Below are 25,809 nucleotides of genomic sequence, written 5' to 3'. Positions count from 1 at the left end.
CCGGTCGACCCGCTTCAGAGAATAACACTATTAAAAACGCAGTTTCCGACAGCTCATACAAACAAAAACACCTCGGCGTGGAACCAGACGCCGACTGCCGACGACAATACTAAAACAGCAACACGGGTCAAAACCACCTGTAACGCCGCTGGTGGGTCAACAAGATCGATCGACAGGAGCTGACCATGCAACGACGCCAATACGACGCTATGTCTTCCCGCACTCGTTCATCATGTCAGGACGAACAGCAATACTACTGCTTACGCAGCCCCAACGGGTACCCCGATTCCGTTCTTTACCAAGTTGTACCCGCCGGAAGAAACTTCTTCCATATCCGCGAAGTCACCAGTGGCAGGATCAAAGGCTTTCGCAGCGACCACATCGAGGCCTGTGAACTGGCCAAGCGGCTGGAGGCCTCACTGCACGGCGGAATCGTTTCGTCACCCGGATGACTTTACTGCGCCGCCGCCCTTCAACAACTGCCATACTGGCCTGTCCATTGGAATTTGCTCCCTCACGGGCCAGGTTTCATCAGTGCTGTTGGTTACCTCGAAGGGAAGGCGATACGTGACGGAATTTGATATTGGCGAATTTTTCATCCATGGCGACGCAAGGGAAGTAGACGGTGAGTTTCAAGCAGTGATCGTGATGCGCGCCAAGCCGCCGTTGACCACCGTCACCACGCACCAGGTCGAAAAAGACCGTTGGTTCAAGACCCTCGACACTGCCGCCAGCGCCGGAAAAGAATCCGCCCAGGCACTCAAGGCTGCAGTGGATTCAGGGGCACTGACCTCCTGACAATCCGATCGAACTCTACCGCGCCACAAGCCTCCCATGCATAACGATCCCGAAACCCGCACGGAGACTGACATGGACGCGCCAATACCGACACTCGAAACCTTATTTGAACAACTGGGCCTGGACTCAACCCCCGAAGCTATCGACGCATTTATTGTCGCGCACCCGTTGAGTGACGACGTCAAGTTGATCGACGCGCCGTTCTGGACGCCGCAACAGGCACAGTTCCTCAAGGAAGAACTGCGTGAAGACGCCGATTGGGCCATGGCGGTGGATGAGCTGAACCAGCGCCTGCATCAATCGCAGTAACCCACTCAATGCCGGCTGCCTGAGCGCAATAGCGCTTGCCAGGCAGCTGGTATTTCCCCGCCTCACAGACAACAACAATCCCTAGCGCGCAGCCTTCGCCCCCTCCGGCTTATACCCCAGGCGCAAGCCACCCCAATGCCGCCCCCGGACCATGATCGGCACCGACAAGTCGTGCATCAACTCACCGGTATCGCGGGTGTAGGTCTGCAATAACACCGCTTGCTGGTGGCTGCCGCAGCGGATGCCGGTGCGGTCTTCGAACTTGCGCTTGGTGCGGTTCTGCACCGCGTCGACCTGGGCATCGCCGGTCAGCGCCTGGGAAAATGCCTTGTTGTGCGTCGGCACATAGCCCTGGGGCGTGCAGGCAATGGCAAACACCAAGCCTTCATGGCGTGGCAGCAGTGCTTCCTGGATGGCCGGCAGCACCTGGTCGGTGTAGCCATCGAACCGGCTGTGGTACTTGCTCGGGCTGGTGTTGGGGATCAAGGTGTAGCTGCGGTCGAACAAGTCATCCAGGCTGATGCGGTTCTGCTGTACATCGGCTTCGAATTGCGCGGCAATCCGGCTCGCGCCTTCGCGCGCCAGGTCGTAGATGCGTTGGTGATAGTCATCCAGCCCGACTTCCGCCAGGCGCTCACTGATCGTTTCGGCCTGCCCTTCCATCTGCACAGCGGCATCGGCCAACTGGCGGGTCTGCTGGTCGCTCACGATAAGATCGCTGCGCATTTGCTCCACGGCATGGAACAGGCTGTCGAGTTGGGCGCGGTTGGTGTCGGTGCCCTGGGCGATTTCATTGACCTGGCCTTCCACACCCGCCGCCAGGCCGGCAATGTTCTCCAGGTGCTCGCCGGCGTGCTCCACCTGCTCGACACCGGTGTGCAAGTCTGCCGAGAGCTGGCGAATCTGCTCAACCACCTGGGCAGTGCGTTGCTGGATATCCGCCACCATCACCCCGACTTCATCGGTGGCCGTGGCCGTGCGGCCCGCCAGCCCACGCACTTCATCCGCCACCACGGCGAACCCGCGACCGTGCTCACCGGCCCGCGCCGCCTCAATCGCGGCGTTGAGCGCCAACAGGTTGGTCTGGCTGGCGATGGACTGAATCACCAGGGTCACCCGCTGGATTTCTTCACTGCGTTGGCTCAGGGCTTCAATCAACTCCCGACTGGCATTGGCGCGCTGGCTGAGCTGGTGCATACGAATGATCGACTGGGCCAGCACTTCACGGCCTTCAGTGCTGCGCTGATGGGCCTGGCTGGCCGCCTGAAGGGCCTCGCGACTGAGTTGAGAGGTGACCTTTTCAGTGCTGATCATCACTTCGGCACTGCTGACGATCTGCTTGGCCGCGCCCAATTGCGATTGCACTCGAGCCGCCAGTTGCTTGACTGAATAGGCGACGCCGGCAGCGGACAGTGCGTTGTGGCTGGTGGTATAGGACAGATCGCGGGTCAGCTCGCCAATGGCATCGGCAGTGACGGGCGGTGCCGTGCGGGAGGTGCGGTTCATAAGGCCTGGCAGCCAGATCACCAGCAAGGCAATGGGCAGGCAGAGGTATATCGGCAGGCTGGCAAACGCCAGGCCCAGCAGTACCAGCACCAGGGCGGCGCTCTGCAGGAGCGGCATCAACCAGCCGGGCAACCCGCGCACCACCGGTTGCGGTGGCACTGCTGCGCCCATCAGAGATCCGTCTCCAGCCATCGTCGTTACCCCACTGTTTGTCATTTTTGTCCCTGCATTAAACGCCACTATCCAGCCATTATCCATGGGCCTTTAGTGGGGTAGCCTGCAGCAGATCAATAGACGGGGCGTAACGGGTCTTTCTCCGGGGAACCGCCCAGGCGATTCCCCAGCTTCAGCGCATCAGGCTTGGCGCTGGTGCTTGTCGATCTGCTCGTGGCGCTCTTGCGCTTCGATGCAGTACTTGGTGGTCGGGCTGATCAGCAGGCGCTTGAGGCCGATAGGCTCGCCGCTGTCATCGCACCAGCCGAAGGAGTCTTCCTTGATGCGTTCCAGTGCACGCTCAAGCTGCGGCAGCATGCGCTGGTCGCGGTCGATGGCATTGACCAGCCAGGTGCGCTCTTCTTCAACGGAAGCGGCGTCGGCAGGGTCGGCCGGGGTGTCCAGGCTTTCAATGGCGATGCGGTTCTGCTCAATGCGCTCGTGGTGTTCCACCTTCATGTCCTGCAGCAACTTCTCGAAAAAAGCGTGCTGTTCGGCATTCATGTAGTCATCCGCCGGCATGGCCAGCAACTTTTCCTTTGTCATTGATTTCTCTATAAAAAATACGTGCATTAAGGCGAATAAGGGAGCGTTCCGGTCGACCTCTGCAGGTCTCGGAAAGGCGCCATCCATTCCAAGCGCCACCCGGCACTCAATTTACGAGGGGCGGCAGTCTAAGGCCGACTTGAGGGCACAGCAACTGAAATGACAGGCATTTTTACCGATATAACCCCCAAAGGCACCAGGACGGGCTTGGCGAATGGTCATCGGAGTGCGTTTATAGCAGGAAAGTTCGTAGAGCAGCTATAAGCCGCAGGCTGCAAGCGACAAGCTGTAGAGCTCATCGGACTTGCAGCTTGCAGCTTGAAGCTCAGCGCTTGAGCTTGCGCTTGTTGCGGTACTGGTCGATCACCACCGCCACCACGATGATCAGGCCCTTGATGATGTCCTGGATATACGCATCCACCCCGACAAAGGTAAACCCGCTGGCCATCACTCCGAGGATCAGCGCGCCGATCACGGTGCCGGTGATACGCCCTACCCCGCCAGCCAGGCTGGTGCCGCCGATTACCGCGGCGGCAATCGCATCCAGCTCATAGGACATGCCCATGCCGGCCTGGCCGGTGGCGGCGCGTGCCGAAGCCACCACGCCGGCCAGACCGGCGAGCAACCCGGCAATGCTGTAGACGATGATCAAGTGGCGCTTGACGTTGATCCCCGACGTCCGCGCCGCCTGCATATTGCCGCCGATGGCGTAGGTGTACTTGCCGTACTTGGTGTAGCGCAGGGCGATATGGAAGATCACCGCCACCACCAGGAAAATGATCACCGGCATCGCGCCATGACCGATGGCCGTGTAGGAGTCCGAGAGCATGCTCACCGGCTGGCCTTCGGTGTAGTAACGCGCCAGGCCACGGGCCGAGACCATCATGCCCAGGGTCGCGATAAACGGCGGAATACCCGTGACGGCGATGATGCTGCCGTTGATCGCCCCCGCCAGCAGCCCCACACCCAACCCCATCGCCACCGGAATCCACACCGGCAAGTCCGTCAGCGAAGGGAACACCGCCCGGGAAAAGTCGGAAGTTTGCGCCAAACTGGCGGCAATCATCGCCGACAGCGCCAGCACCGACCCCGAAGACAGGTCGATACCCGTGGTGATGATCACCTGGGTCACCCCGATCGCCAGCAAGCCGATGATGGACACTTGCAGGATCATCAGCACCAGGCGCTGGGAGTTCATCAGGAAGCTCTGGTCTCGCACGATCCAGCCAAACAGCTCAAACACCAGGCCGATGCCGATCAGCACCAGGAAGATGCTCAGCTCGGTGGGCAAGCGCCGACGGTGCTTGACCGGGGCCGTGGCAGGCTTGTTGTCTGTTATTGCGTTCATAGCCAATCACCTTCTTATTCTATGGCGCGGGCCAACCGCAGGCCCGCGCGGCTGTTCGTCAGTGGACTGCGGTCATACCGGAAGCCAGCTGCATGACTTTTTCCTGGGTCGCATCCGCACGGTCCAGGGTGCCCATCAGTTCGCCTTCGTGCATCACCATCACCCGGTCGCTCATGCCCAGCACTTCAGGCAGCTCGGAGGAAATCATGATCACCGCCATGCCTTCGCTGGCGAGGAAGGAGATCAAGCGATAGATCTCGGCCTTGGCGCCTACGTCGATGCCCCGGGTCGGTTCATCGAGGATCAGCAAGCGTGGGTTGGTCATCAACCAGCGCGCCAGCAGGGCTTTCTGCTGGTTGCCGCCGGACAAGGTGTCGATGCACTGCTCCAGGGATGGCGTCTTCACCCGCAGTTTCTTGCACATGTCCTCGCACAGGGCGCGCAGGGCTTTCTGCTGGATAAAACCGTTGCCCGAATAGTGCGGCAGCACGGCCATTTCCATGTTTTCCAGCACCGACAGGCAGGGGAACAGGCCACTGAGCTTGCGGTCCTCGGTCAACAGCGCGAAGCCTTTTTCGATGGCCATGTGCGGGTCGCTGATGCGCACCGCCTCGCCATCCAGGGTGATCTGCCCACCGCTGCTGGGGGTGATGCCGAAAATGGTTTCCGCCACATTGGTGCGCCCCGAGCCCATCAGCCCGGCGATGCCGAGGATCTCACCGGCATGCAGGTCGAACGACACGCCCTGGAACACCCCGTCCAGGCGCAGGTCGCGCACCGACAGCAGCAGTTCGCCGATGGGCGTCTCGCGCACCGGGAACAACTGGCTCAGCTCGCGACCCACCATCATCGATATCAGGCTGTCGCTGTTCATGCTGTCGGCGCGTTGCAGGCCGATGTACTGGCCGTCGCGGAACACCGCCACTTCATCGGCAATGGCGAACACTTCGTTCATTTTGTGCGTGATGTAGACAATGCCTTTGCCCTGGGCCTTGAGGTCGGCAATGATCGAAAACAGGTGGGCCACTTCCTTCTCGGTAATGGCCGATGTCGGTTCATCCATGATCAGGATGTCGGAGTCGTAGGACACAGCCTTGGCAATTTCGACCATCTGCCGCTCGGCGATGCTCAGGTTACCCACGTGTTCCTCGGGGTCCAGGTTGATGCGCAGGCGCGCCAGCAACTCGGCGGTGCAGCGGTGCATTTCGCGGTGGTTGACCATGTGCAGGCTGTTGAGCTGCTCGCGGCCGATCCAGATATTCTCGGCGATGCTCATGTGCGGCATCAGGTTGAGCTCCTGGTGGATCATCGCAATCCCGGCCTTCTGCGCCGCCAGCGGCGTGTCAAACACGATGGGCTTGCCGCGCAGGCGGATTTCACCGGCGTCGGGCTGGTAGATGCCGGCGATGATTTTCATCAAGGTCGACTTGCCCGCACCGTTCTCGCCCATCAGCGCCAGCACCGTACCGGGGCGTACACGCAGTTGTACGTCGGCCAGGGCCACGACGCCGGGAAAGCCTTTGCTGATGTTGACGATTTCCAACAGGTAGGGTTCGTCCAGCGGCAACGGCTGGATACCGGGAGGCTGCGAGACAGCGGCTTGAGCGAGCATAAGACGGTACTCCATCAGCAGGGCGGGCACGACCGCCCTGCCGGTTCATTGTTGTTATGTCAGGGCTACTTGAACGTGGCGACGTTTTCCGGGGTGATCAGCTGGAACGGAATGATCACGTTCTGCTCGACCGGTTCCTTCTTGGCCATCTTGCGCGCCGCTTCCACCGAGCCCACTGCCTGGCCCTTGGCGTCCTGGAACGCGGAGGCGGCCATGTCACCCTTGGTGATCGCATTCAAGCCATCCGGCGTACCGTCGACCCCCGCGATCAGCACACTGCCCTTTTCCTTGCCGGCCGATTTCAGCGCCATGGACGCGCCGATGGCCATCTCATCGTTGTTGGCCAACACCGCATTGAACTCGCGGCCTTGGGTCAGCCAATCGTTGACCAGGGTCATGCCCTTGTCCCGCAGCCAGATGCCGGTCTGTTCCTGTTCGATCTTGATGTCCGGGTACTTGGTCAACACTTCCTTCACGCCCTTGGTGCGGTTGGTGGTGGAATTGTTCGCCAGGTCGCCCAGCAGGATCACGATCTTGCCCTTGCCACCGAGTTTTTCAGCGATGTACTGCATTTGCAGCTTGCCGGCCTCGACGTCATCGGAGGTCACGGCCACGACGTCCTTGGGCAAGTCCTTCTGGTCGGGACGGCGGTTGACGAACACCAGCGGGATGCCGGCCTTGGTCGCGGCATTGATGATGTTCTTGGTAGAGGCTGTGTCGACCGGGTTGACGATAATGGCGTCAACTTTCTGGCTGATGAAGTTCTCCACCTGGCTCAGTTGCTTGACCACATCGGCGCGGGCATCTTCGAACTGCAGCTGCACGCCGTCACCCTTGGGATAGGACTTGGCCTGCTTGTCCATGTCTTCGCGCAGGTAAGTGAGGAAGGTGTCATCGAAGGCGGACATGCTCACGCCGACCTTGATGTCGGCGGCACTGGCAACACCGCTGGCCAGCAGCATGGATAAAGCCAGCGCGGTAAAACGGATCGGGGTCTTCATGAACGGTCTGTCTCCACTTTCTTGTTGGTTTTTTGGACGTTGCGTTTATCAGAGCTCGGCAGGCACGCGTACGACCGGTGCGCCTGGAATGCAGCAGACCAGCGCGCCCTGGTTTTCGACGCACAGCACATTAAGGAAGGAGAAGTAGAACGGCCGGGCGCGGGGCAGGCCGCGGGGCGTGTGGGCAGGGCGTAAAACTCGCAGTACAGCGTTGAAGATTTTCATCTGACGGTACCTGGTTGTTTTTGATCTTGTTTTTGTTGAGTCGTGCGAATCGAGTCCGAACGTACTTTATGCAACCTGGAAAAGACTTTATTGGAAAATAATTTCCATATCAACCTGTTTTAGAATTTTATTCTATTTTTGTTGAAACCACCTGCTGGCGCTCGGCGCTGAGGCGTGCGGCGTCCAATATACGCGTGGTTTCCAGCGCGTCATAAGCGTCCACGGGCAACGGGCCCTGCCCGTTTACCGCCGCTTGCAACTGGCGATAGAACTGGGTCCAGCAGCCCTTCTCCGACGGCACTCGCTCACGTTCCGGCCCCTGTTCGAACCAGCCCCAGCGGCGATGTTCTTCTGCGCCCCAGTGTTCGCCTTCGGTTTTCGGTGACTTGCCGGCCATCAGCGCTTCTTCCTGGCCGTCCAGTCCGTCCACGGTATAGCAACCCAAGGTGCCACTGACGCGAAAACGCGGAGCCTGGCTGTTCTGCAGGGCGTTGCCCCACAAATGGGAAACCACCCCGTTGGCGTGGGTCAGGGAGACGAAGAAGCCGTGGTCGACAGTGGGGTATTCAGGGGTGAACTGTAACTGCGCAAAGACCCGCTCCACCGGACCGAACAGTTGCAGCGCCTGGTCCACCAGGTGGCTGCCCAGGTCGCGCAACCAGCCGCCGCCGCTGGCATTGCCCACGGCCTGCGGGCTGTAGCGCTCGACGCGGGATTCAAAGCGGGTGATCTCGCCCAGGGCACCGGCGTCGATCAATTTGCGCAGGGTCAGGTAGTCCGAGTCCCAGCGCCGGTTCTGGTAGACGCTGAGCAACACCTCATGGCGCTCGGCGGCCGTGATCAGCGCCTGGGCCTGTTCAGCGTTGGCGGCAAAGGGTTTGTCGCTGACCACCGCCACGCCGTGCTCGATGGCTTCCAGCACCAGCGCCGGACGGCCCTTGAGGGTGGTGGAAATCACCAGGGCATCGACGCCGGCTTCGACGATCTGGCCGATGCTGTCAAAGGCCTTCACACCTGGAAGATCGGTACTTAATTGCTGGCGGCGCTCGGGTGAGCGCGTCACCACGCCGACAAACGTCGCCCCCGGCAAAGTTGCAATCAGCGGCGCATGAAAAAAGCGCCCTCCGTGGCCGTAGCCGACTAGTCCGATTCTCATGATCAACTCCTGAATTGAATTGGAAACCAATCAACTGTGGGAGGGGGCTTGCCCTAATGCCAGTCAGTTAAGCGTACATCGCCTCCTGTAGGAGCGAGCTTGCTCGCGAAAAACGTCAACGATAACGAGTGCTTCCTGAATGAACGCGGCGCCTGTGAGTTTTTCGCGAGCAAGCTCGCTCCTACAAAAAGCCTTAACTGAGTGGCATTAGGGCTTGTCCCTCCCACATTGACCGAGTGTTAGCCGTAGAAGTGTGGGCGATCCGGCAGGCGGACCTTCACAATCTGCTCACTGCCCTGGGCCTCGATACACGCATCCGCCGCTACCGCCGCCGCAAAGCCATCCCACGCCGACGGCCCACCGACCTGACCAGCACGCACGCTATCGATGAAGGCCTGCAACTCCACGTCATAGGCCCCGATAAAACGGTCCTTCCAATCCATCAGGATCGCATTCGACAGCTTGGCATCGCTGCGCAGCTGTACCTGGGACGGCTCCGGCAATTTGGCGATGCCGGTCTCCCCCACCACTTCGCACTGGATGTCGTAGCCGTACTGGCAGTTCACAAACACTTCCACGTCGATACGAGTGCCCTTGGCGGTTTCCAGCAGCACGATCTGCGGGTCGCGCAGATGGGCCAGGGCCTTGCTGGTCTTGCGCGGGAACACCACCTGCACCGACACGTAGTCGTCGTTGAGCAGCCAGCGCAGGACATCCAGCTCGTGGATCAGGGTGTCGGTGATCGCCATGTCGGTCTTGTAGTTCTCGCCCACCGTCGGGTTACGGTGCGCGCAGTGCAGCATCAACGGCTCGCCGATCTGGCCGCTGTCGATCACCGCCTTGAGGGCGCGATAACCTTCGTCATAGGGGCGCATAAAGCCCACTTGCACCAGGCGCTTGCCGTAGGCCACTTCGGCGTCGACGATCTTGCGGCAGCCTTCGGCCGTCACCGCCAGGGGCTTCTCGCAGAACACCGGTTTGCCGGCGGCGATGGCGGCGAGCACGAACTCCTCGTGGCTCGGGCCCCAGGACGTGACCAGGATCGCCTCGACCTGCGGCGAGTTGATCAGCCCATGGCCGTCCGCGTACACCTCGGCGTCCAGCTTCAACTCCGCGACCACCTTGGCGGCCTGCTCAAGGTTGATGTCGGTCACCGCCACCACCTGGCTGTTGAGCAGGGTCTGGCTGCACCGACGAATATGATCGCGGCCGATGGCGCCGGTACCGATTACACCAAGCTTCAAAGACATACAAACGCTCCTCTAGTTATTAGTACTGCCGGGCCTTGGCCAGGTGTTCATTGAGTTTTTTCGCCGCCGCGTTGGTGCGCTCGCTGGTGGACACCTGCGCCACCCCCACCCGCCACCACGACAGGTAGCCGTGGACCATGGTCTTGGGCAGGACCTTAATGTCGATCAGGGTCGAGACGCTTTGCGTGCGCGCATCGGCCAGGGCCGCCTCCAACTGCTCCACCGTGCTGACCTTGTAGGTCTTGCAGCCATAGGCCGCCGCACTCATGGCGAAGTCCACCGGCACCAGGCCGCCGTCGAGCTTGCCGCTCTCGGGGTTGCGGTAGCGGAACTCGGTGCCGAAGCTGTCCATGCCGTTGCCGATCTGCAGGTTGTTGATGCAACCGAAGGCCATGTTGTCGAGCAGCACCACGTTGATCTTGCGGCGTTCCTGGATCGAGGTGGCCAGCTCCGAGTGCAGCATCATGTAGGAGCCATCGCCGACCAGCGCATAGACCTCCTTGGAGGGCTCGGCGAGCTTCACGCCGAGGGCGGCATTGATCTCATAGCCCATGCACGAATAACCGTACTCGACGTGGTAGGTGTTGACGCCCTTGCTGCGCCAGGCGCGCTGCAGGTCGCCGGGCAGGCTGCCGGCCGCGGCGACGATGATCGCGTCGTCGGCCAGGGTCTGGTTGAGGACGCCGAGCACCCGGCTCTGGGTCAGGCATGAGCCGGTCAGTTCGATAAATTCACGCAGCACGGCGCGGTCGAGGTGGTCGTCGACTTCCGGCACAAAATCATCGCCGTGGTACTCGACCTGATGCACACGGTCCACTTCGGCGTCCAGTTGCGCCTTGGCGTCGGCGATCTGCTCGCCCCAGCCGGAACGGTAATCACCGAGAGCATCGGCCAGCGCTTCGAGGGCGACCTTCGCGTCGGCCAGCACCTGCACGCCGTCGAGTTTCAAGGCGTCGCAGGGGCTGATATTGAGGTTGAGAAACTTCACCTCGGCATGCTTGAACAGCGATTTCGACGAGGTGGTGAAGTCGGTGTAACGGGTGCCGATGCCGATGATCAGGTCGGCCTCGGGCGCCAGCAGGTTGGCGGCCAGGCAGCCGGTTTCACCGATACCGCCCACATTCAGCGGATGGCTCGAGACCACCGCGCTCTTGCCCGCCTGGGTTTCGGCGAAAGGAATATCAAAGCGCTCGGCAAAGGCTTGCAAGGCAGCATTCGCTCCGGAGTACTTCACGCCGCCACCGCAGATGATCAGCGGTTTGCGCTTGCCCCGGAAGGCGGCCAACCCATCGCCGATCATCGCGGCGGTGGCCGGGCGGCGGTCGATACGGTGCACCCGTTTTTGCAGGAAGTAGTCGGGGTAGTCCCAGGCTTCGGCCTGCACGTCCTGGGGCAGCGCCAGGGTCACCGCGCCGGTTTCAGCGGGATCGGTGAGCACGCGCATGGCATGAATCGCCGCCGTCATCAGTTGCTCGGGGCGGTTGATGCGGTCCCAGTATTTGCTCACGGAACGGAAGGCATCGTTGGTGCTGATGCTGAGGTCGTGGAACTGCTCGATCTGTTGCAGCACCGGGTCGGGCTGGCGGCTGGCGTAGACATCGCCGGGCAGCAACAGCAACGGGATACGGTTGGCAGTGGCGGTCGCCGCAGCGGTGAGCATATTCGCCGCACCTGGGCCGACAGAGGCGGTGCAGGCGTAGATCTTGCGGCGCAAGTGCTGCTTGGCAAAACCGATGGCGGCATGGGCCATGCCCTGCTCGTTACGGCCCTGATGCACCACCAGGTCGCCGCTGTCCTGTTCCAGGGCCTGACCCAGGCCCAGCACGTTGCCGTGGCCGAAAATAGTGAACACGCCGGCGACGAACTTGCTCTGCACGCCATCGACTTCGATGTACTGGTTATCCAAAAACTTCACCAGGGCCTGGGCCATGGTCAGTCGGGTGGTGGTCATGTCGCGCCCCTTATCGTTTCTGCAGGTGGGCGATGCTTGCCCCCAAGGCCTGCTGGATATCCGCCAGCTCGTGCACGCTTGTCGCAAACGGTTCGAACGACAGGTAGCCGCTGTAACCGCTGCTGAGCAAGGTGTCGATCTGCGCGGTATTGCCGAGGATATCGCCCTCGCCCACCAGCACGCGGTGGCCGTCGCGGATCGAATTGAGCGGCGCCTCGGCATCTTCCACGCCGGAGATATGCACCAGCCCGGTCAGTTCCGGGAAGAACTCATGCTCGCTGGCCAGGTGGTGGTGGAAGGTGTCGTGCACCAGGCGGAATACATCCAGGCCGCCGATGGACTGGATCGCATCCACCGCCACGCGCTTGCGGCGCATGGCACATTCTTCAAAGCCCAGGGGCTCGATAAACCCGAGAATCCCGTACTCGCGCAGGATCGGCGCCAGTTGGCTCAACGCGGTGCGCAAACCGGCGGCGCGCTGGGCTTCGTTGCGGGTGTCGCCGGGTTCATTGAACGGGCACATCACCAAGCCTTGCGCACCACATTCGCGGGCATAGGTGGCGAGCGCTATCGCCTGGGCGCGGCGCTCGTCATTCCAGACATCAAAGGGGTACAGCGCGTTGATCGACAGCACCGTGATGCCCTGGGCCGCGCACAATTCGCGCACGCGGCCGGCCGGGGTGCCGTATTCGATCTGGCGATCCTTGAGGTCGTTGCGAATCTCGATGGCATCGCATTTCAAGGCCACGGCCAGCTGGATGAAATCCGGCAGGGACAGGTTGGGCGCGACCATACGGTTGAGGGCAAAGCGTAGAGGCGACTTCATTGTTATTCTCCGTCCAACACCGTTTAAAGGTCCAGCAGCCAGCTGTGCTGCGGGTCGTTGTGGAAATGCCAGGCGCGCTTGGGGCCCGCCATCACGTTCAGGTAGTAAGACTCGTAGCCATACGGCACGCTGACCGGGTGATAGCCCTTGGGCACCACCACCAGATCACTGTTTTCCACGGCCATGGCCTGGTCGATGCTGCGGTCGTCGGTGTACACCCGTTGGAACACGAAGCCCTGGGGCGGGTTGATCTGGTGGTAGTAGGTCTCTTCAAGAAAGCTCTGGTGCGGCAGGTCGTCGGTGTCGTGCTTGTGCGGCGGGTAGCTCGACGAATGCCCGGACGGCGTGCGCACTTCCACCACCAGCAGCGAATGGGCCGGGTCGGTATCCGGCAGGATGTCGCACACGTAGCGGGTATTGGCGCCTTTGCCGCGTACGCTGCGCTTGCACTGTTCAGGACGGATCAGGCGTGGCTCGAAACCCGGAGCACCCGGTGCGGCGCACACGGCAATCTGCACGTCGCTCAACGCCGTGACCTGGGCATCGGTACCCGGCGGCAGATAGGCGGCGAACGGCGATTTGTCCTCGAACACCGACTGGCGATCACCGAGGTTCTGCCAGTTGAAGCCCTCGCCTTCGATATTGACCCGACCGCTGAGCAGCACCAGGCACAGCTCCTGATCGCCGGCAGTCACCGGCAATGTTTCGCCAAGGCTCAGGCGGTAGGCGGCAAAGCCTACGTATTCCAGGCGGCCCTCTTCCAGGGCGACCATGGTTTGTCCGCGTTTACTGCTCTTTACCAGCAAGCTCATGGTTGGGTCCTCTCATCGAGAAGCGCACGCAATGTGTCATAGCCCTTTTTCGCATAGACGTAGCTGGGCGCCACGGCCGGATCCTGCTCGGCTTCTACCACCAGCCAGCCCGCGTATTTCGCGGCCATCAGCACATCGAGCAACTCGGCAAAATCGATATCGCCATCCCCGGGCACGGTGAAGGTGCCGTTGACGATGCAATCGGGGAAGCTCCACATCTGGTTGCGCGCCAGTTGCACCACGGCTTTGCGCACGTCCTTGAAATGCACGTGGCAGACGCGGTCGATATGCTTGCGCAACACCTCGATGGGTTCGCCGCCGCCCATATAGCAGTGGCCCGAATCGAACAGCAGGCCGACTTCCGGCCCGGTACGGCCCATCAACTGATCGATGTCTTCAGGCGATTCGACATACGCGCCCATATGATGGTGGTACGCCAGGCGCACGCCCTGGGACAGGGTGAAACGCGCCAGCTCCGTGAGTTTGTCGGCGTAGTCCTGCCAGGCCTGTTCACTCTGAAACCGAGGACGCTCGATCAGGCGAATGCGCGAGCCCTGGATCGAATCGGCCACCTCGCCGTACACCAGCACCTTGGCGCCGTTTTGTTTCAGCAGTTCGACGTGGCCGGCGATGGCTTCGATTTCTTCGGCCACCGAGCGACGGGCCAGGCGACTGGAGTACCAGCCGGAGACCAGCGCCAGGTCATAGGGGCGCAGGACGTCGCCGACGCCCTTGGCGTCCTTGGGGAATTTGCCGTTGAGCTCGAAACCTTCGTAGCCGATTTCCTTGCCTTCGCTCAGGGCGGTGCTCAGCGGGGTTTCACCGCCGAGGGCCGGAAGGTCGTCGTTGCTCCAGGAGATCGGGTTGATGCCAATTCGGATTGCGGGCATGGCTGCACCTTTATTATTTTCTGGTATCACTGAGATCTGCTTTCTGTGGGAGGGGGCAAGCCCCTCCCACATTGGATTGCATTTCAAATTAAGAACTTGGTTCAGCCTCGGGCACTGCGCCAGGCGTTGATCAACTGCTCAAAGGTCGCCTGGACCTGCTGGATCAACGTCTCATCATCGATCTCCCCCGCCATCCACAAACGGCTCGGCTCCTGGAAAATCGTGCGGCCCACGGCAAACCCACGGCAGGTGCTGCTCTGGCTGGCTTGCTGGAAGCCGGCGGACAGGCATTCGGCCGAGGCGTTCAGGCCCAGCAACACCACGCCACGGCAGTACGGGTCGCGTTCCTGGATCAGTTCGTCGAGCTTTGTCCAGTCCTCGGCCGACTGTGCCTCGATTTTCCACCACGCCGGGTAGATACCCAGGTTGTACAGGCGCTTGAGGCTGCGATAGAGCACGTCCGGGTAAGTGGACGGATGATCCTTGGGCGGGATGACTTCCAGCAGCAGCTCATGGCCGCTGGTCACCGAAGCCTCGTACACCGCCTTGAGCTGCGCTTCCTGTTCCAGGCGCAACATGGGCTCGTCGTCGGGGTGGTATTGCACCAGGCACTTGATGATCTGTTCCTGGGGCCAGGCAATCAGGTTGCTGCCGATCGAGCGGCCATGTTCGAACGCCAGGGGCCGCGAGTTCTGCACCTCCACCGGACGCGCGATCCACCAGCCGCGACCGCTGGCGGCATTGAGCGCGTCCTGGCCGAAGCGCTGGTCGGCCAACAGGCCCACATCGGCCTCGACGCCCTGCTCGGCGAGCTTTTTCTCCACGCGTTCGATGGCCTGGATAAACAGCTGCTTGATCTCGCTGATCCGGGTCAGGTCCTGGCCGCCGCGTTGCGCCAGTTCCACCAGTTGCCAGCGGTGATCGAAGGCAAAGATGAACAGCTGCTTCCAGGCCTTGCGCGGCACGGTGACGCGGTGCAGGCGTTGCAGGGTCGCGTCCTGGTCAGGCCGGGTGATCGGCACCGGGCTGTTGAACAGGTAATCCAGTTCGGCCGGGGTCGGCATGGCCGGCGCACAGGCGTGGCGCGAGACCACGAGACCACCGCAGGCATTGGCCAACTGGCTGCAACGCTCATCGCTGGCGTCATTGATCCAGCCGCTGAGGAAGCCCGACATAAAGGCATCGCCGGCGCCCAGCACGTTAAGCACTTCAACCCGCACGCCAGGGTAGATGGCGCCCTCTTCCAGGCGCGCCGGGATTGCACCGTGGATCACCGTGCAGCCTTGCGGGCCGAGCTTGACCACCAGGGTCGCCGGGGTCAGTTCACGCACGGTGCGCAAGGCGGTGAGCAGATCTTCGCTGCCGCCGGCAATCAAAAACTCTTCTTCGGTGCCGACGATCAGGTCGAAACGCGGCAGGATTTTCTGCACATGCTGGCTGACGTTCTGGTCGGCGACAAACCGGGTTTCGCCGTCGGCCTTGCCCGCCAGGCCCCACAACACGGGGCGGTAGTCGATATCCAGCACGCGCTTGACGTTGTGCTTGGCCGCATAGTCCAGGGCCTGGATGCTGGCCTTGTACACGCCGTCGGTGGAGAAATGCGTGCCGGTGATCAACAAGGCTTTGCTCGAGGCAATAAAGGCTTCGTTGACGTCTTCGGCGCGCAGGGCCATGTCGGCGCAGTTTTCGCGGTAGAACACCAGCGGGAAGGTTTCGCGGTCCTTGAGGCCCAGCAGCACCATGGCGGTGAGGCGTTCCGGGTCGACCTTGATGCCGCTGACATCGCAGCCTTCGCGGGCCAGGGATTCCATCAGGAAACGGCCCATATGGTCGTCCCCCACCCGGCTCAACATTGCCGACTTGAGCCCCAGCCTGGCAGTGCCGAACGCGATATTGGCGGAGGAACCGCCGAGGTATTTGGCGAAGCTGGACACGTCCTCAAGCCGCGCACCTACTTGCTGTGCGTAGAGGTCGACGCCCAGGCGCCCGAGGCAAATCAGATCCAATTGACGCCCACTGGCAAAACGAGTCTGGCCCATGCTGGCTCCTGTTATTTTTATCAGCCTGCGTTGTGCCGTCGTGGCGACGGCAAACGCTCTTGGTGGGAGCAGACTAGAACGTCCGGCGGCGGCAATCAATATTTATTCCAGAATTATTTTTAGTGGAATATTTTTTCCAATACGTCAGCATAGGGGCATGCCAGCTGCCGTGCATCGTTTCAGCAGGCCACGCGGGCCGTGATGCCGGGGTATTTTTTTACGCCTACCCTGTAGACTTGCGCCACCCACCAGCGCATCAGAAGAACACGCCAGAAGGATTGCCCATGTCCCGCACCGATCCCGAGACCACCCTGGAAGACACCATCGCCAGCCCTCCGATCAATGCCGAACGCCTGTTGCAGCTGATCACCGACGAGTACGAAAGCCTGCCGCGCCAGCTCAAGCGCATCGCCAGCTACATGAGCCAGCAGAGCGACCGGATCATGGTCGACCGCATCAGCGACATCGCCCGCGAATGCGAAGTGCACCCCTCGGCGATCGTGCGGTTTTCCCAGCGTTTCGGCTTCAGTGGGTTCAGTGAGATGCAGGCGCTGTTTCGCGAGGCCTACACCCACAAGACCACACCGGTGCAGAACTACCAGCAGCGCATCCGCAGCATGATCGCCAACAAGTCGCAGAAAGCCAGCGGCGGCGACCTGGCCCGCGAGTGCGTCAACGCGACCCTCTCGGGTATCGAGCGCCTGGGGCTGGAACTGGATGATGTGGCCTTCGACAAGGCCGTCGACCTGGTGGTCAACGCCGACAATATCTACGTGGTTGGGGTGCGCCGGTCGTTCGCGGTGGCCGATTATCTGGTCTACAACCTGCAGCACACCAACAAGCGCATCCACCTGATTTCCGGTTTGGGCGGCAGCTATCGCGAGCAGATGCGCAGCGTGCGCGCCAATGACCTGGTGATCGCCATCAGCTTCACGCCCTACGGCAAAGAGACCCAGCACTGCCTGCGGATCGCCCAGCACCATCAGGCCAAGACCCTGATCATCACCGACAGCAACCTGTCGCCCCTGGCCAAGCGGGCCAACGCGGTGCTGCTGGTGAATGAAGGCTCGTCGTTTGCCTTCCGCTCATTGAGCGCCACCTTGTGCCTGTGCCAGGCGTTGTTTATTGCCGTGGCGTATCGGTTGGAGTTGAAGGTGGATGAGATTCACGAGCAGGTCGGGTTTGATGACTGACTATCAAACACCGCAAATCAAATGTGGGAGGGGGCTTGCCCCGATAGCGGAGTGTCAGTCGACAGCAACATCAACTGATACACCGCTATCGGGAGCAAGCCCCCTCCCACAATGGACCGAGATAGGCCGGGGATCAGTGCATGAAAATTGCGATCAGGATGATCACCGGGATCGGCACGCCGAGGAACCACAGAAGTAATGAGCGCATGGTGTTCTCCTTGAATTAACGAACGTAGGTTTCGGTTTCGACGTACACCACGGCATCGCGGCGACGGCCACCAAAGGTTGCAGCGAAGCTGGCAAAGAAGGCGCCGATCAACAGGGCGACAAAGGTCCACAGCGAGGTATAAGCGGCGACTTTGGCGGCCGTTTCAGCGGCTTGCTTGGCCTTGAGCTTGGCGTCTTCGACGGCTTTACGCGCGTCGCCGTAGACTTTGTCGATACGCGCTTCGGCATCGGCCTGGCTGAGGTTGGTGCGCTGGCTGATCAACTGGGCCAGGTAGGCACGGTCTTCAGGGGCGAGTTGGCCGTCGTTGCTCAGGGTGCGGGTAAAAATGCGCGCAACCACGCCATGGGCAGCGTCATCACTGACGGCAACCGGGCGATCGTCACGAAACAGGCTGTCGACGTAGTAGTCAAAATCGCCGCCGTTGACGCCTTTGGCTGCGCTGCCTGCGGCCTGGGTGATACCGCTGGCCGCACCGGCTGCCACGCTGGCACCGGCTTTCACGCCGCCGGTGACCACACTGCTGACCGAACCGACCACCAGCACGGCAGTGATCAGCGTGGCGACGGCCCAGGCCAGGAAACCATGGGCGGTGTCGCGAAAGTACACTTCATCGCCATGCATATTGGCCCACTTCACCCGCAACCGGCCGGCGATGTAACCCCCCAGGCCCGAGGCGACGATCTGGGTAAAGGCCAGCCAGACAATCGTGGAAATGCCAAGCCCCTTGGCGCTGATGCCGCTGTCGGCCCACGGCGACACCGCCGAGAAACCCAGGCCGAAGCCCAGCAATACCAGAATCAGGGATAACGCAGCCGCCGCAGCGGCCCCGGCAAAGATAGCCCCCCAGGAAACCCCGGAGCGCGCGCTCGACTCTTGCAGCGTGGATGACGATGTGATCATTGTTATGGTGCTCCCGGCAGGAAAAATAGTGTTACAAGTCTCAAAAGGGACAGTGCAGGCAGCATGCCAGTCGCGCTTAAAATTAAATCCGTTGTATTTCAACAGGTTAAGTAAATTGAACTTGCCTGAACCATGCAACTTGCAAGAAATGATTGTTGCAGGCGGGCGTAATGCATTCCCTGTGGGAGGAGATTGCTCCCCGGCCGGTACCCGTCATGAAAGTTGTGTCAGTTTTGCCAACATGAAGTTTTATTTAGGAAGCGTTCAGCCGTTTCTTGGCAAAATGCCCCCACTTCTAGTGTGAATCGCTCACCAGGTAATCCTATGACCCGCATTTTGACCATCGAGGATGACGCCGTAACGGCCCGCGAGATCGTCGCCGAGCTGAGTAGCCATGGACTGGACGTAGATTGGGTGGACAACGGCCGCGAAGGCCTGGTCCGCGCCGTGAGTGGTGATTACGATCTGATCACCCTCGACCGCATGCTGCCGGAACTCGACGGCCTGGCCATCGTCACCACCCTGCGCACCATCGGCGTATCGACGCCGATCCTGATGATCAGCGCCCTCTCCGACGTCGACGAGCGCGTGCGTGGCCTGCGCGCCGGCGGTGATGACTACCTGACCAAGCCTTTCGCCTCCGACGAAATGGCCGCCCGCGTCGAAGTGCTGCTGCGCCGCAAAAGCACGGTCAAGGAATTCGAAACCGCCCTGCGCGTGGCCGACCTGGAACTGAACCTGATCAGCCGCGAAGCCAGCCGTGCCGACCAGCCCCTGAGCCTGCTGCCCACCGAATACAAACTGCTGGAATTCCTGATGCGCAACACCGGGCAGATCCTGTCGCGGATGATGATCTTCGAGGAAGTCTGGGGCTATCACTTCGACCCGGGCACCAACCTGATCGACGTGCACATCGGCCGCCTGCGCAAGAAAATCGATCCACCGGGCCTCCCGCCGCTGATCCGCACGGTACGAGGTTCCGGTTATGTCATTGCTGAACCCCTCTAAGGGCTGGCGCTCATCCAGCAGCCGCTTGCTGGCGTTGTACAGTTCGTTGTTCGTGGCCTGGAGCTGCATCCTCATGGGGGTGCTGTATTACGAGGTCTCGGGTTACCTGAGTGACCTGTCGCGCCATTCGCTGATGCAACGCCAGCACCTGTTCCAGCGCTTCGACGGCGAAGAACTGGTGGAAGCGTTGACCACCAGCATGACCTTCGACATGAAGGGCGTGGACGCCTACGGCCTGTTCGATGAGCAGTTCCGCCCCTTGAGTGGGCCAATCCGCGCGATTCCCCCCGACCTGCCGCTGGACGGCAAGATCCACGCCCTGGCCAATTGCGTCGACTCCGACGACCCCAAACTGCCCAAGGACAGCTGCGACGCCGTCGCCAGCCATACCGACGACGGCCGCTGGCTGGTACTGGTGCGCGCCAATGGCTCGCTGTTCGGGGTGACGCGGATCATCTGGCATGCCCTGCTATGGGCGCTGTCCCTGACCATTATCCCCGGCGCCGCCGGCTGGCATCTGTTGCGTCGCCGCCCGCTGCGCCGGATCCGCGGGATCCAGGCCAGCGCCGAAGCCATCGTCGCCGGCGACCTCACCCACCGCTTGCCGCTGTCCAACCGGCGTGACGAACTGGACATGCTCGCGGCCATCGTCAACGCCATGCTCGATCGCATCGAGAAGCTGATGAACGAGGTCAAGGGCGTGTGCGACAACATCGCCCACGACCTGCGCACCCCATTGACCCGCCTGCGCGCGCAGCTCTATCGCATCCGCCAGGAGGCCGAGCAGGACTCCGGCTACGCGGTGAAACTGGACGACGCCATCGCCGAGACCGACACCCTGATGGCGCGCTTTCGCGGGCTGCTGCGTATCTCCGAGCTGGAAGACCACCAGCGCCGTTCCGGTTTCCTGGTCATGGACCCGCTGCCGCTGCTGCGCGAGTTGCATGACTTCTACCTGCCCCTGGCCGAGGAAGGCGAATTGCAGTTGCGACTCGAAGTCCCCGAGTCCCTGCCATGGATCACCGGCGACCGCGCCCTGTTGTTCGAAGCCCTGGCCAACCTGCTGAGCAACTCCATCAAGTTCTCTCCAGCGGGCGGCGCAGTGATCCTGCGGGGACTCAACGATGCCGGCAGCACGCGCATCGAAGTGCACGACTCCGGGCCCGGCATACCGGCGGCGGAACGCGATGCGGTGTTCCAGCGCTTTTATCGGGTGGATGAAGGCGACCAGCAAGGCGGGTTTGGGTTGGGTTTGTCGATCGTGGCGGCGATCATCAACCTGCATGGGTTCAAGCTGGAAGTCGGCACCAGCGAGCAAGGCGGCGCGCGCCTGGTGCTGGAGTGTCGCCAGCAGCTGATGCCCGAAGCCTGATCCATAAGCCAGTGAGGTCAAACTGTGGGAGGGGGGCTTGCCCCAATGCCAGTCAGTTAAGGAGGAACACTGTAACTGTGGTGAGCGGGCTTGTCGAATCGTCGCACCGCCCGCGTTGGGCTGCGAAGCAGCCCCAATCAGGCTCCCTGTGTTCTGTCAGGTAAACCGCAGCGCCTGGTTTTGGGTCTGCTGCGCAGCCCAACGCGGGCGGTGCGACGATTCGACAAGCCCGCTCACCACAGGGGAACTCGCCAGTCTCTGAAAGTTGTGAAGATAGCTATCGCCCCTCCCACAGTAGTCTTGCATTGCCTGGTAGAACGAATCAGGCCGGGAAGTTGGCGCGCAACGCCTCGACCCCGCCTTTGTACATCCCGGCAAACAGCTCTTCCACCGCCGCCTCCGTAGTACCCGCCGCCGGGGTAAACACACCGGACCAGGTCACTTTCGCCGACGAATCACTCAACGCCTCAACCTGCACGGTCGCAAGATAGGCACTCACCGGAAACGGCGACTCTTCAATGGTGTAGCTGTAAGTACGCCCGACGTTATCGAAGGTCTGCAAACGCTCGACGATCACACCCCCGTCGGCGGTCGTCAGATGGCGCACGCGGCCACCTTCACCGGGCTCGCTCTTGGCGATAAACGGAAGCCAGTCCGGCAGGCTGTTGAAGCCACCCACCAAGTGCCAGACCGTCTCGGCCGATACCGGGATTTCAATCACTGCAGATGCTGTTGGCACGCTAAATCTCCAAAAGTCGTAGGAAAACGTCGTGCACAGCCTGCCACGCCCCGGACTTCAATGCATCAATTCCCGCAAGCGATGCCACGCCATTCCCAACGCCAGCAGCGGCGAGCGCAACGCCTTGCCGCCGGGAAAGGTCATGTGCGGCACCTGGCTGAAAATATCCAGGCCCTGGCTGTGGCCCGCGTGTATGCCTTCGGCCAGCAGCCGCGCGCACCAGTGGGTCACGTTGAGCCCATGCCCGGAATAGCCCTGGGCGTAGAACACGTTCGGGTATTGCTTGAGCCGCCCGACCTGGGGGAATCGATTGGCGGTGATGCCGATCCTGCCGCCCCACTGGAACGCGATGGCGGTGTCGGCCAATTGCGGGAACACCTTGAGCATCTTGGGCTGCATATAGGCCGCGATGTCTTTGGGATCGCGCCCCGAGTAATGGCAGGCGCCGCCGAACAACAGGCGACGGTCGGCGGACAACCGGTAGTAATCCAGGCCGACTTTCTGGTCGCACAGCGCCAGGTTCTGCGGGATCAACTGATTGGCCTGTGCAACCGACAGCGGTTCGGTGGCGATGATGTAGCTGCCCGCCGGCAGCACCTTGCCGCTCAGGCGCGGTTCCAGTTCCTCCAGGTGCGCATTGCAGGCCAATACCAGGCTGGCCGCGCGTACCGTGCCGCCAGCGCAACGCACCTGCACCGTGTCGCCGTGGATCAGTTCCAGCACTTCGGTGTGCTCAAAGATCCGCACCCCAAGGGACTCGGCCACCTGCGCCTCGCCGAGCACCAGGTTCAGCGGGTGCAGGTGCCCGGAGCCCATGTCCACCAAGGCGCCGGCATACTGCGTCGAATCCACCACGTCGCGGATGTCCTGCGGGCCCACCAGGCGGGTTTCATGCACATAACCCAGGCGCGCCAGGCTGTCCTGCTCGCCCTTGAACGCAGCGAACTGCGCCGGGGTGTTGGCCAGCTCGGCAAATCCCCAGCGCAAGTCGCAGTCGATCCCGTGCTCGCGAATGCGCTCGCCCACCAGGGCCACCGACTCGATCCCGGCCCGTTCCAGGTAACGCACGCCCTCCTCGCCCACGTACTTGGCGAACCCCGACACATCGTGGCCGATCCCGCGAATCAACTGCCCGCCATTGCGCCCGCTGGCGCCCCAGCCGATACGCCGGGCCTCCAGCAGGATCACCGAGAGCCCGCGCTGGGCCAGTTCGATAGCGGTGTTGACCCCGGTAAAACCAGCGCCGATCACACAGACATCGGCGCTCAGGTCGGCGCCCAGTGCCGGGCGCTCCGGCATGGCATTCGCCGACGCAAGGTAGTAGGAACGGGCGTGGTCGCTGGATGGGATCATTTGTTGGTCTTCACTTTGCTCCAGGCGCGGGTCATCAGGCGCATGGTCGCCGGAGTCGGCGTGGTGGAAATATAGAGTTTATCGAGCACTTCCTGCGGCGGGTACACCTCGGGGTTATTCACCAGTTCAGGGTCCATAAAGGCCTTGGCGGCCGGGTTGGCATTGGCGTAACCGACCGAGGCGCTGACCTTGGCGATCACTTCAGGGTCGAGCAGGTAGTTGATGAAGGCATGGGCCTCTTTCGGGTGACTCGCATCGGCCGGGATCGCCAGCAGGTCGAACCACAGGTTGGAGCCTTCCTTGGGAATCGAGTAGGCGATATTCACGCCGTTCCTGGCTTCCTTGGCGCGGTTGGCGGCCTGGAATACATCACCGGAATAACCGAACGCCACGCAGATATCGCCGTTGGCCAGGTCCGAAATGTACTTGGAGGAATGGAAGTAGGTGATGTACGGCCGCAGCGTCAACAGCTTGGCCTCGGCCTGCTGGTAGTCCTCGGGGTTCTCACTGCGCGGGTCCTTGCCCATGTAGTTGAGGATCGCCGGGAACAGCTCATCCGCCGAGTCGAGGAAGGCCACGCCGCACTGGTTGAGCTTCTTGAGATTCTCCGGTTCGAACAGCACCGCCCAGGAATCGATATGATCGATACCCAACACCTGCTTGACCTTGTCGACGTTGTAGCCGATGCCGTTGGTACCCCACAGGTACGGCACCGAGTGCGCATTGCCCGGGTCGTTTTTCTCCAGCAGCTTGAGCAGCTTGGGGTCGAGGTTCTTGAAGTTGGGCAACTGCGAACGGTCGAGCTTGAGGAACGCGCCGGCCTTTACCTGGCGCGCCAGGAAGTGGTTGGAAGGCACCACCACGTCATAGCCGGTGCGACCGGCGAGCAACTTGCCCTCCAGGGTTTCGTTGGAATCGAACACGTCGTAGATCACCTTGATCCCGGTCTTGGCCTGGAAATCCGCCAGGGTGGTCTCGCCGATATAGTCGGTCCAGTTGTAGACGCTCACCGTCGGCGCGGCTTGGCCGGCACCGCTGAACGCGGCCACCAGGGCCAGCGGAAGAAGCTTGTTCACAAGACGCATATCGATACCCCTTTTGTGTTTTTTAGACGCTCAACAGCAGGAACTCACGCTCCCAGGAACTGATCACCCGCTTGAAATTCTCGTGCTCGGCGCGCTTGACCGCGACGTAGCCGCGCACGAACTTGTCGCCCAGGTACTGCTTGACCGTGTCGCAGTCCTCCATCCGCGCCAGGGCGTCTTCGAGGGTGAACGGCAGGCGCAGGTTGCGGCGCTCATAGGCGCGGCCTTCTACCGGGGCGCTGGGTTCGATCTGCTCGATCATCCCCAGGTAGCCACACAGCAGGCTGGCGGCAATGGCCAGGTAGGGATTGGCATCGGCGCCCGGCAGGCGGTTTTCCACGCGCATCGCATCCGGGCTCGAGGTGGGCACGCGCAGGCCGACGGTACGGTTTTCTTCGCCCCACTCCACATTGACCGGCGCCGAGGTGTCCGGCAGGAAGCGGCGGAACGAATTCACGTTGGGCGCGAACATCGGCAACAGCTTGGGGATGTACTTCTGCAGGCCGCCGATATGGTGCAGGAACAGCGGGCTCATGTTGCCGTCGGCGTCGACAAACACCGGCTTGCCTGTGGCGATCTCCACCACGCTCTGGTGCAGGTGCATGGCGCTGCCGGGCTCGTCGGCCACCGGCTTGGCCATGAAGGTGGCGGCCACATTGTGCTTGAGCGCGGCTTCGCGCAGGGTGCGTTTGAACACGGTGATCTGGTCGGCCAGGTCGAGGGCATCGCCGTGGCGGAAGTTGATTTCCATCTGCGCCGGGCCGTCTTCATGGATCAGCGTATCGAGGTCCAGGCCCTGGGCTTCGCACCAGTCGTAGACGTCTTCGAACAGCGGGTCGAACTCGTTGGCGGCATCGATGGAAAACGACTGGCGCCCGGTTTCGGCACGCCCGGAGCGGCCAATCGGGGTTTTCAGCGGCAGGTCCGGGTCTTCGCAGCGCTGGGTCAGGTAGAACTCCATTTCCGGCGCGACAATCGGCTGCCAGCCCCGGTCGGTGTAAAGCTGCAGGACTTTCTTCAGCACGTTGCGCGGCGACAGTTCGATGGGGTTGCCATGCTTGTCGAAGGTGTCGTGGATCACAATCGCGGTGGGCTCGATGGCCCACGGCACCACGTAGGTCGCGTTGGCCACCGGGCGGCAGACCATATCGATGTCGGCCGGGTCCAGCAGGTCGTAGTAGATCTCGTCGTCGACAAAGTCCCCGGTTACCGTTTGCAGCAACACACTCTCCGGCAGGCGCATGCCTCGCTCATGCAGGAACTTGTTGGTGGGCGCAATCTTGCCGCGTGCGATGCCAGTCAAGTCACTGATCACGCATTCGACTTCGGTAATCTTGTGTTCTTTCAGCCAGGCGGACAGCTGATCGAAGGGGGCGTTCATAAGGACCTCATCATGGGGTGGGTGCTGCGCCGGCTTGTACTCGCGGCGCATTGAGGTCTATCTTGGG

At 61.7% G+C, this 25,809-nt stretch carries 24 protein-coding genes; 6 read left to right on the top strand and 18 right to left on the bottom strand.

Features of this window, described 5'->3' with window-relative positions; genetic code table 11:
* Positions 1-185: 185 nt before the first annotated feature.
* From F6S08_RS12480 to F6S08_RS12470, 3 genes are all read left to right on the top strand, one after another.
* Positions 186-452: a hypothetical protein gene (locus tag F6S08_RS12480; RefSeq protein ID WP_074846368.1), complete on the top strand. Its 267-nt coding sequence runs from the start codon at positions 186-188 to the stop codon at positions 450-452.
* Positions 453-567: 115 nt separating this feature from the next.
* Positions 568-798, top strand: coding sequence for a hypothetical protein (locus F6S08_RS12475; RefSeq protein ID WP_065927941.1), 231 nt, complete (start codon positions 568-570; stop codon positions 796-798).
* Between the two features lie 72 nt (positions 799-870).
* A complete protein-coding gene (locus tag F6S08_RS12470; protein WP_065927942.1) occupies positions 871-1,107 on the top strand; it encodes a DUF2789 domain-containing protein in 237 nt (78 codons plus the stop codon).
* Positions 1,108-1,188: 81 nt separating this feature from the next.
* Here F6S08_RS12470 and F6S08_RS12465 read toward each other — a convergent pair whose 3' ends face one another.
* The 13 genes from F6S08_RS12465 to iolC all read right to left on the bottom strand — a co-directional run bounded on the left by F6S08_RS12465 (position 1,189) and on the right by iolC (position 16,482).
* Positions 1,189-2,421, bottom strand: a complete 1,233-nt coding sequence (locus F6S08_RS12465; RefSeq protein WP_370737668.1) for a methyl-accepting chemotaxis protein — start codon at positions 2,419-2,421, stop codon at positions 1,189-1,191.
* A gap of 546 nt (positions 2,422-2,967) precedes the next feature.
* Entirely contained in the window at positions 2,968-3,372 is a 405-nt protein-coding gene (locus tag F6S08_RS12460) for a TraR/DksA family transcriptional regulator (RefSeq protein ID WP_003191666.1), read from the bottom strand.
* Between the two features lie 325 nt (positions 3,373-3,697).
* A complete protein-coding gene (locus tag F6S08_RS12455; RefSeq protein ID WP_024076018.1) occupies positions 3,698-4,720 on the bottom strand; it encodes an ABC transporter permease in 1,023 nt (340 codons plus the stop codon).
* A 58-nt stretch (positions 4,721-4,778) separates the two neighbouring features.
* Positions 4,779-6,332: a sugar ABC transporter ATP-binding protein gene (locus tag F6S08_RS12450; protein WP_065927944.1), complete on the bottom strand. Its 1,554-nt coding sequence runs from the start codon at positions 6,330-6,332 to the stop codon at positions 4,779-4,781.
* A 65-nt stretch (positions 6,333-6,397) separates the two neighbouring features.
* Positions 6,398-7,333 carry a sugar ABC transporter substrate-binding protein gene (locus F6S08_RS12445; RefSeq protein ID WP_065947725.1) on the bottom strand — a complete coding sequence of 312 codons (936 nt, stop codon included), beginning with the start codon at positions 7,331-7,333 and terminating at the stop codon, positions 6,398-6,400.
* Positions 7,334-7,381: 48 nt separating this feature from the next.
* On the bottom strand, positions 7,382-7,558 hold the full coding sequence (locus F6S08_RS12440) for a hypothetical protein (protein WP_162844258.1): 177 nt from the start codon (positions 7,556-7,558) through the stop codon (positions 7,382-7,384).
* Positions 7,559-7,685: 127 nt separating this feature from the next.
* Positions 7,686-8,714: a Gfo/Idh/MocA family oxidoreductase gene (locus tag F6S08_RS12435; protein WP_074846360.1), complete on the bottom strand. Its 1,029-nt coding sequence runs from the start codon at positions 8,712-8,714 to the stop codon at positions 7,686-7,688.
* Between the two features lie 239 nt (positions 8,715-8,953).
* Complete coding sequence (locus tag F6S08_RS12430) at positions 8,954-9,964, bottom strand: Gfo/Idh/MocA family protein (protein ID WP_065947723.1); 1,011 nt, start codon at positions 9,962-9,964, stop codon at positions 8,954-8,956.
* Between the two features lie 19 nt (positions 9,965-9,983).
* Entirely contained in the window at positions 9,984-11,915 is a 1,932-nt protein-coding gene (iolD, locus tag F6S08_RS12425) for a 3D-(3,5/4)-trihydroxycyclohexane-1,2-dione acylhydrolase (decyclizing) (protein ID WP_065927948.1), read from the bottom strand.
* Between the two features lie 10 nt (positions 11,916-11,925).
* Positions 11,926-12,741, bottom strand: a complete 816-nt coding sequence (locus F6S08_RS12420) for a TIM barrel protein (RefSeq protein ID WP_065927949.1) — start codon at positions 12,739-12,741, stop codon at positions 11,926-11,928.
* A 23-nt stretch (positions 12,742-12,764) separates the two neighbouring features.
* Positions 12,765-13,553 (bottom strand): 5-deoxy-glucuronate isomerase, encoded by a 789-nt coding sequence (gene iolB / locus F6S08_RS12415; RefSeq protein WP_065927950.1) that lies wholly within the window; start codon positions 13,551-13,553, stop codon positions 12,765-12,767.
* The gene (gene iolE / locus F6S08_RS12410) at positions 13,550-14,443 is read right to left on the bottom strand and encodes a myo-inosose-2 dehydratase (protein WP_065927951.1); all 894 of its coding nucleotides are present in this window, start codon (positions 14,441-14,443) and stop codon (positions 13,550-13,552) included. Before iolE ends, iolB begins: the two co-directional genes overlap by 4 nt.
* 101 nt (positions 14,444-14,544) lie before the next feature.
* Positions 14,545-16,482 (bottom strand): bifunctional 5-dehydro-2-deoxygluconokinase/5-dehydro-2-deoxyphosphogluconate aldolase, encoded by a 1,938-nt coding sequence (gene iolC / locus F6S08_RS12405; protein WP_065947721.1) that lies wholly within the window; start codon positions 16,480-16,482, stop codon positions 14,545-14,547.
* Positions 16,483-16,766: 284 nt separating this feature from the next.
* Here iolC and F6S08_RS12400 point away from each other — a divergent pair, with 284 nt between their 5' ends.
* On the top strand, positions 16,767-17,675 hold the full coding sequence (locus tag F6S08_RS12400) for a MurR/RpiR family transcriptional regulator (protein WP_010211026.1): 909 nt from the start codon (positions 16,767-16,769) through the stop codon (positions 17,673-17,675).
* Positions 17,676-17,898: 223 nt separating this feature from the next.
* On the opposite strand, the gene F6S08_RS12395 is transcribed toward F6S08_RS12400, so the two are convergent.
* Complete coding sequence (locus F6S08_RS12395) at positions 17,899-18,804, bottom strand: hypothetical protein (RefSeq protein WP_115486280.1); 906 nt, start codon at positions 18,802-18,804, stop codon at positions 17,899-17,901.
* 324 nt (positions 18,805-19,128) lie between these two features.
* On the opposite strand from F6S08_RS12395, the gene F6S08_RS12390 reads away from it, so the two are divergent.
* Positions 19,129-19,812 (top strand): response regulator transcription factor, encoded by a 684-nt coding sequence (locus F6S08_RS12390; RefSeq protein ID WP_027606536.1) that lies wholly within the window; start codon positions 19,129-19,131, stop codon positions 19,810-19,812.
* Entirely contained in the window at positions 19,790-21,184 is a 1,395-nt protein-coding gene (locus tag F6S08_RS12385; protein WP_065927954.1) for a sensor histidine kinase, read from the top strand. Before F6S08_RS12390 ends, F6S08_RS12385 begins: the two co-directional genes overlap by 23 nt.
* Positions 21,185-21,506: 322 nt before the next feature.
* Here F6S08_RS12385 and F6S08_RS12380 read toward each other — a convergent pair whose 3' ends face one another.
* The 4 genes from F6S08_RS12380 to F6S08_RS12365 are packed head-to-tail and all read right to left on the bottom strand — an operon-like array spanning position 21,507 to position 25,742.
* On the bottom strand, positions 21,507-21,923 hold the full coding sequence (locus tag F6S08_RS12380; RefSeq protein ID WP_065927955.1) for an SRPBCC family protein: 417 nt from the start codon (positions 21,921-21,923) through the stop codon (positions 21,507-21,509).
* 57 nt (positions 21,924-21,980) lie between these two features.
* Entirely contained in the window at positions 21,981-23,276 is a 1,296-nt protein-coding gene (locus F6S08_RS12375) for an NAD(P)/FAD-dependent oxidoreductase (protein WP_065927956.1), read from the bottom strand.
* Positions 23,273-24,361, bottom strand: coding sequence for a polyamine ABC transporter substrate-binding protein (locus F6S08_RS12370; protein WP_065927957.1), 1,089 nt, complete (start codon positions 24,359-24,361; stop codon positions 23,273-23,275). Before F6S08_RS12370 ends, F6S08_RS12375 begins: the two co-directional genes overlap by 4 nt.
* Positions 24,362-24,383: 22 nt before the next feature.
* Entirely contained in the window at positions 24,384-25,742 is a 1,359-nt protein-coding gene (locus tag F6S08_RS12365; protein WP_065927979.1) for a glutamine synthetase family protein, read from the bottom strand.
* Positions 25,743-25,809 lie beyond the last annotated feature (67 nt).

It is taken from the genome of Pseudomonas sp. JV449 (assembly GCF_032424295.1).
Taxonomy (GTDB): Bacteria; Pseudomonadota; Gammaproteobacteria; order Pseudomonadales; family Pseudomonadaceae; genus Aquipseudomonas; species Aquipseudomonas marginalis.
This window is presented reverse-complemented; position numbering and strand designations above follow the sequence as displayed.

Coding starts and splice junctions, on each gene's coding strand:
- F6S08_RS12370 (WP_065927957.1), bottom strand. CDS start 24,361: ATGCGTCTTGTGAACAAGCTTCTTCCGCTGGCCCTGGTGGCCGCGTTC.
- F6S08_RS12470 (WP_065927942.1), top strand. CDS start 871: ATGGACGCGCCAATACCGACACTCGAAACCTTATTTGAACAACTGGGC.
- F6S08_RS12465 (WP_370737668.1), bottom strand. CDS start 2,421: ATGATCAGCACTGAAAAGGTCACCTCTCAACTCAGTCGCGAGGCCCTT.
- F6S08_RS12460 (WP_003191666.1), bottom strand. CDS start 3,372: ATGACAAAGGAAAAGTTGCTGGCCATGCCGGCGGATGACTACATGAAT.
- F6S08_RS12395 (WP_115486280.1), bottom strand. CDS start 18,804: ATGATCACATCGTCATCCACGCTGCAAGAGTCGAGCGCGCGCTCCGGG.
- F6S08_RS12375 (WP_065927956.1), bottom strand. CDS start 23,276: ATGATCCCATCCAGCGACCACGCCCGTTCCTACTACCTTGCGTCGGCG.
- F6S08_RS12480 (WP_074846368.1), top strand. CDS start 186: ATGCAACGACGCCAATACGACGCTATGTCTTCCCGCACTCGTTCATCA.
- F6S08_RS12445 (WP_065947725.1), bottom strand. CDS start 7,333: ATGAAGACCCCGATCCGTTTTACCGCGCTGGCTTTATCCATGCTGCTG.
- iolE (WP_065927951.1), bottom strand. CDS start 14,443: ATGCCCGCAATCCGAATTGGCATCAACCCGATCTCCTGGAGCAACGAC.
- F6S08_RS12435 (WP_074846360.1), bottom strand. CDS start 8,714: ATGAGAATCGGACTAGTCGGCTACGGCCACGGAGGGCGCTTTTTTCAT.
- F6S08_RS12390 (WP_027606536.1), top strand. CDS start 19,129: ATGACCCGCATTTTGACCATCGAGGATGACGCCGTAACGGCCCGCGAG.
- F6S08_RS12400 (WP_010211026.1), top strand. CDS start 16,767: ATGTCCCGCACCGATCCCGAGACCACCCTGGAAGACACCATCGCCAGC.
- F6S08_RS12440 (WP_162844258.1), bottom strand. CDS start 7,558: ATGAAAATCTTCAACGCTGTACTGCGAGTTTTACGCCCTGCCCACACG.
- iolD (WP_065927948.1), bottom strand. CDS start 11,915: ATGACCACCACCCGACTGACCATGGCCCAGGCCCTGGTGAAGTTTTTG.
- F6S08_RS12430 (WP_065947723.1), bottom strand. CDS start 9,964: ATGTCTTTGAAGCTTGGTGTAATCGGTACCGGCGCCATCGGCCGCGAT.
- F6S08_RS12365 (WP_065927979.1), bottom strand. CDS start 25,742: ATGAACGCCCCCTTCGATCAGCTGTCCGCCTGGCTGAAAGAACACAAG.
- F6S08_RS12385 (WP_065927954.1), top strand. CDS start 19,790: ATGTCATTGCTGAACCCCTCTAAGGGCTGGCGCTCATCCAGCAGCCGC.
- iolB (WP_065927950.1), bottom strand. CDS start 13,553: ATGAGCTTGCTGGTAAAGAGCAGTAAACGCGGACAAACCATGGTCGCC.
- F6S08_RS12455 (WP_024076018.1), bottom strand. CDS start 4,720: ATGAACGCAATAACAGACAACAAGCCTGCCACGGCCCCGGTCAAGCAC.
- iolC (WP_065947721.1), bottom strand. CDS start 16,482: ATGGGCCAGACTCGTTTTGCCAGTGGGCGTCAATTGGATCTGATTTGC.
- F6S08_RS12420 (WP_065927949.1), bottom strand. CDS start 12,741: ATGAAGTCGCCTCTACGCTTTGCCCTCAACCGTATGGTCGCGCCCAAC.
- F6S08_RS12450 (WP_065927944.1), bottom strand. CDS start 6,332: ATGCTCGCTCAAGCCGCTGTCTCGCAGCCTCCCGGTATCCAGCCGTTG.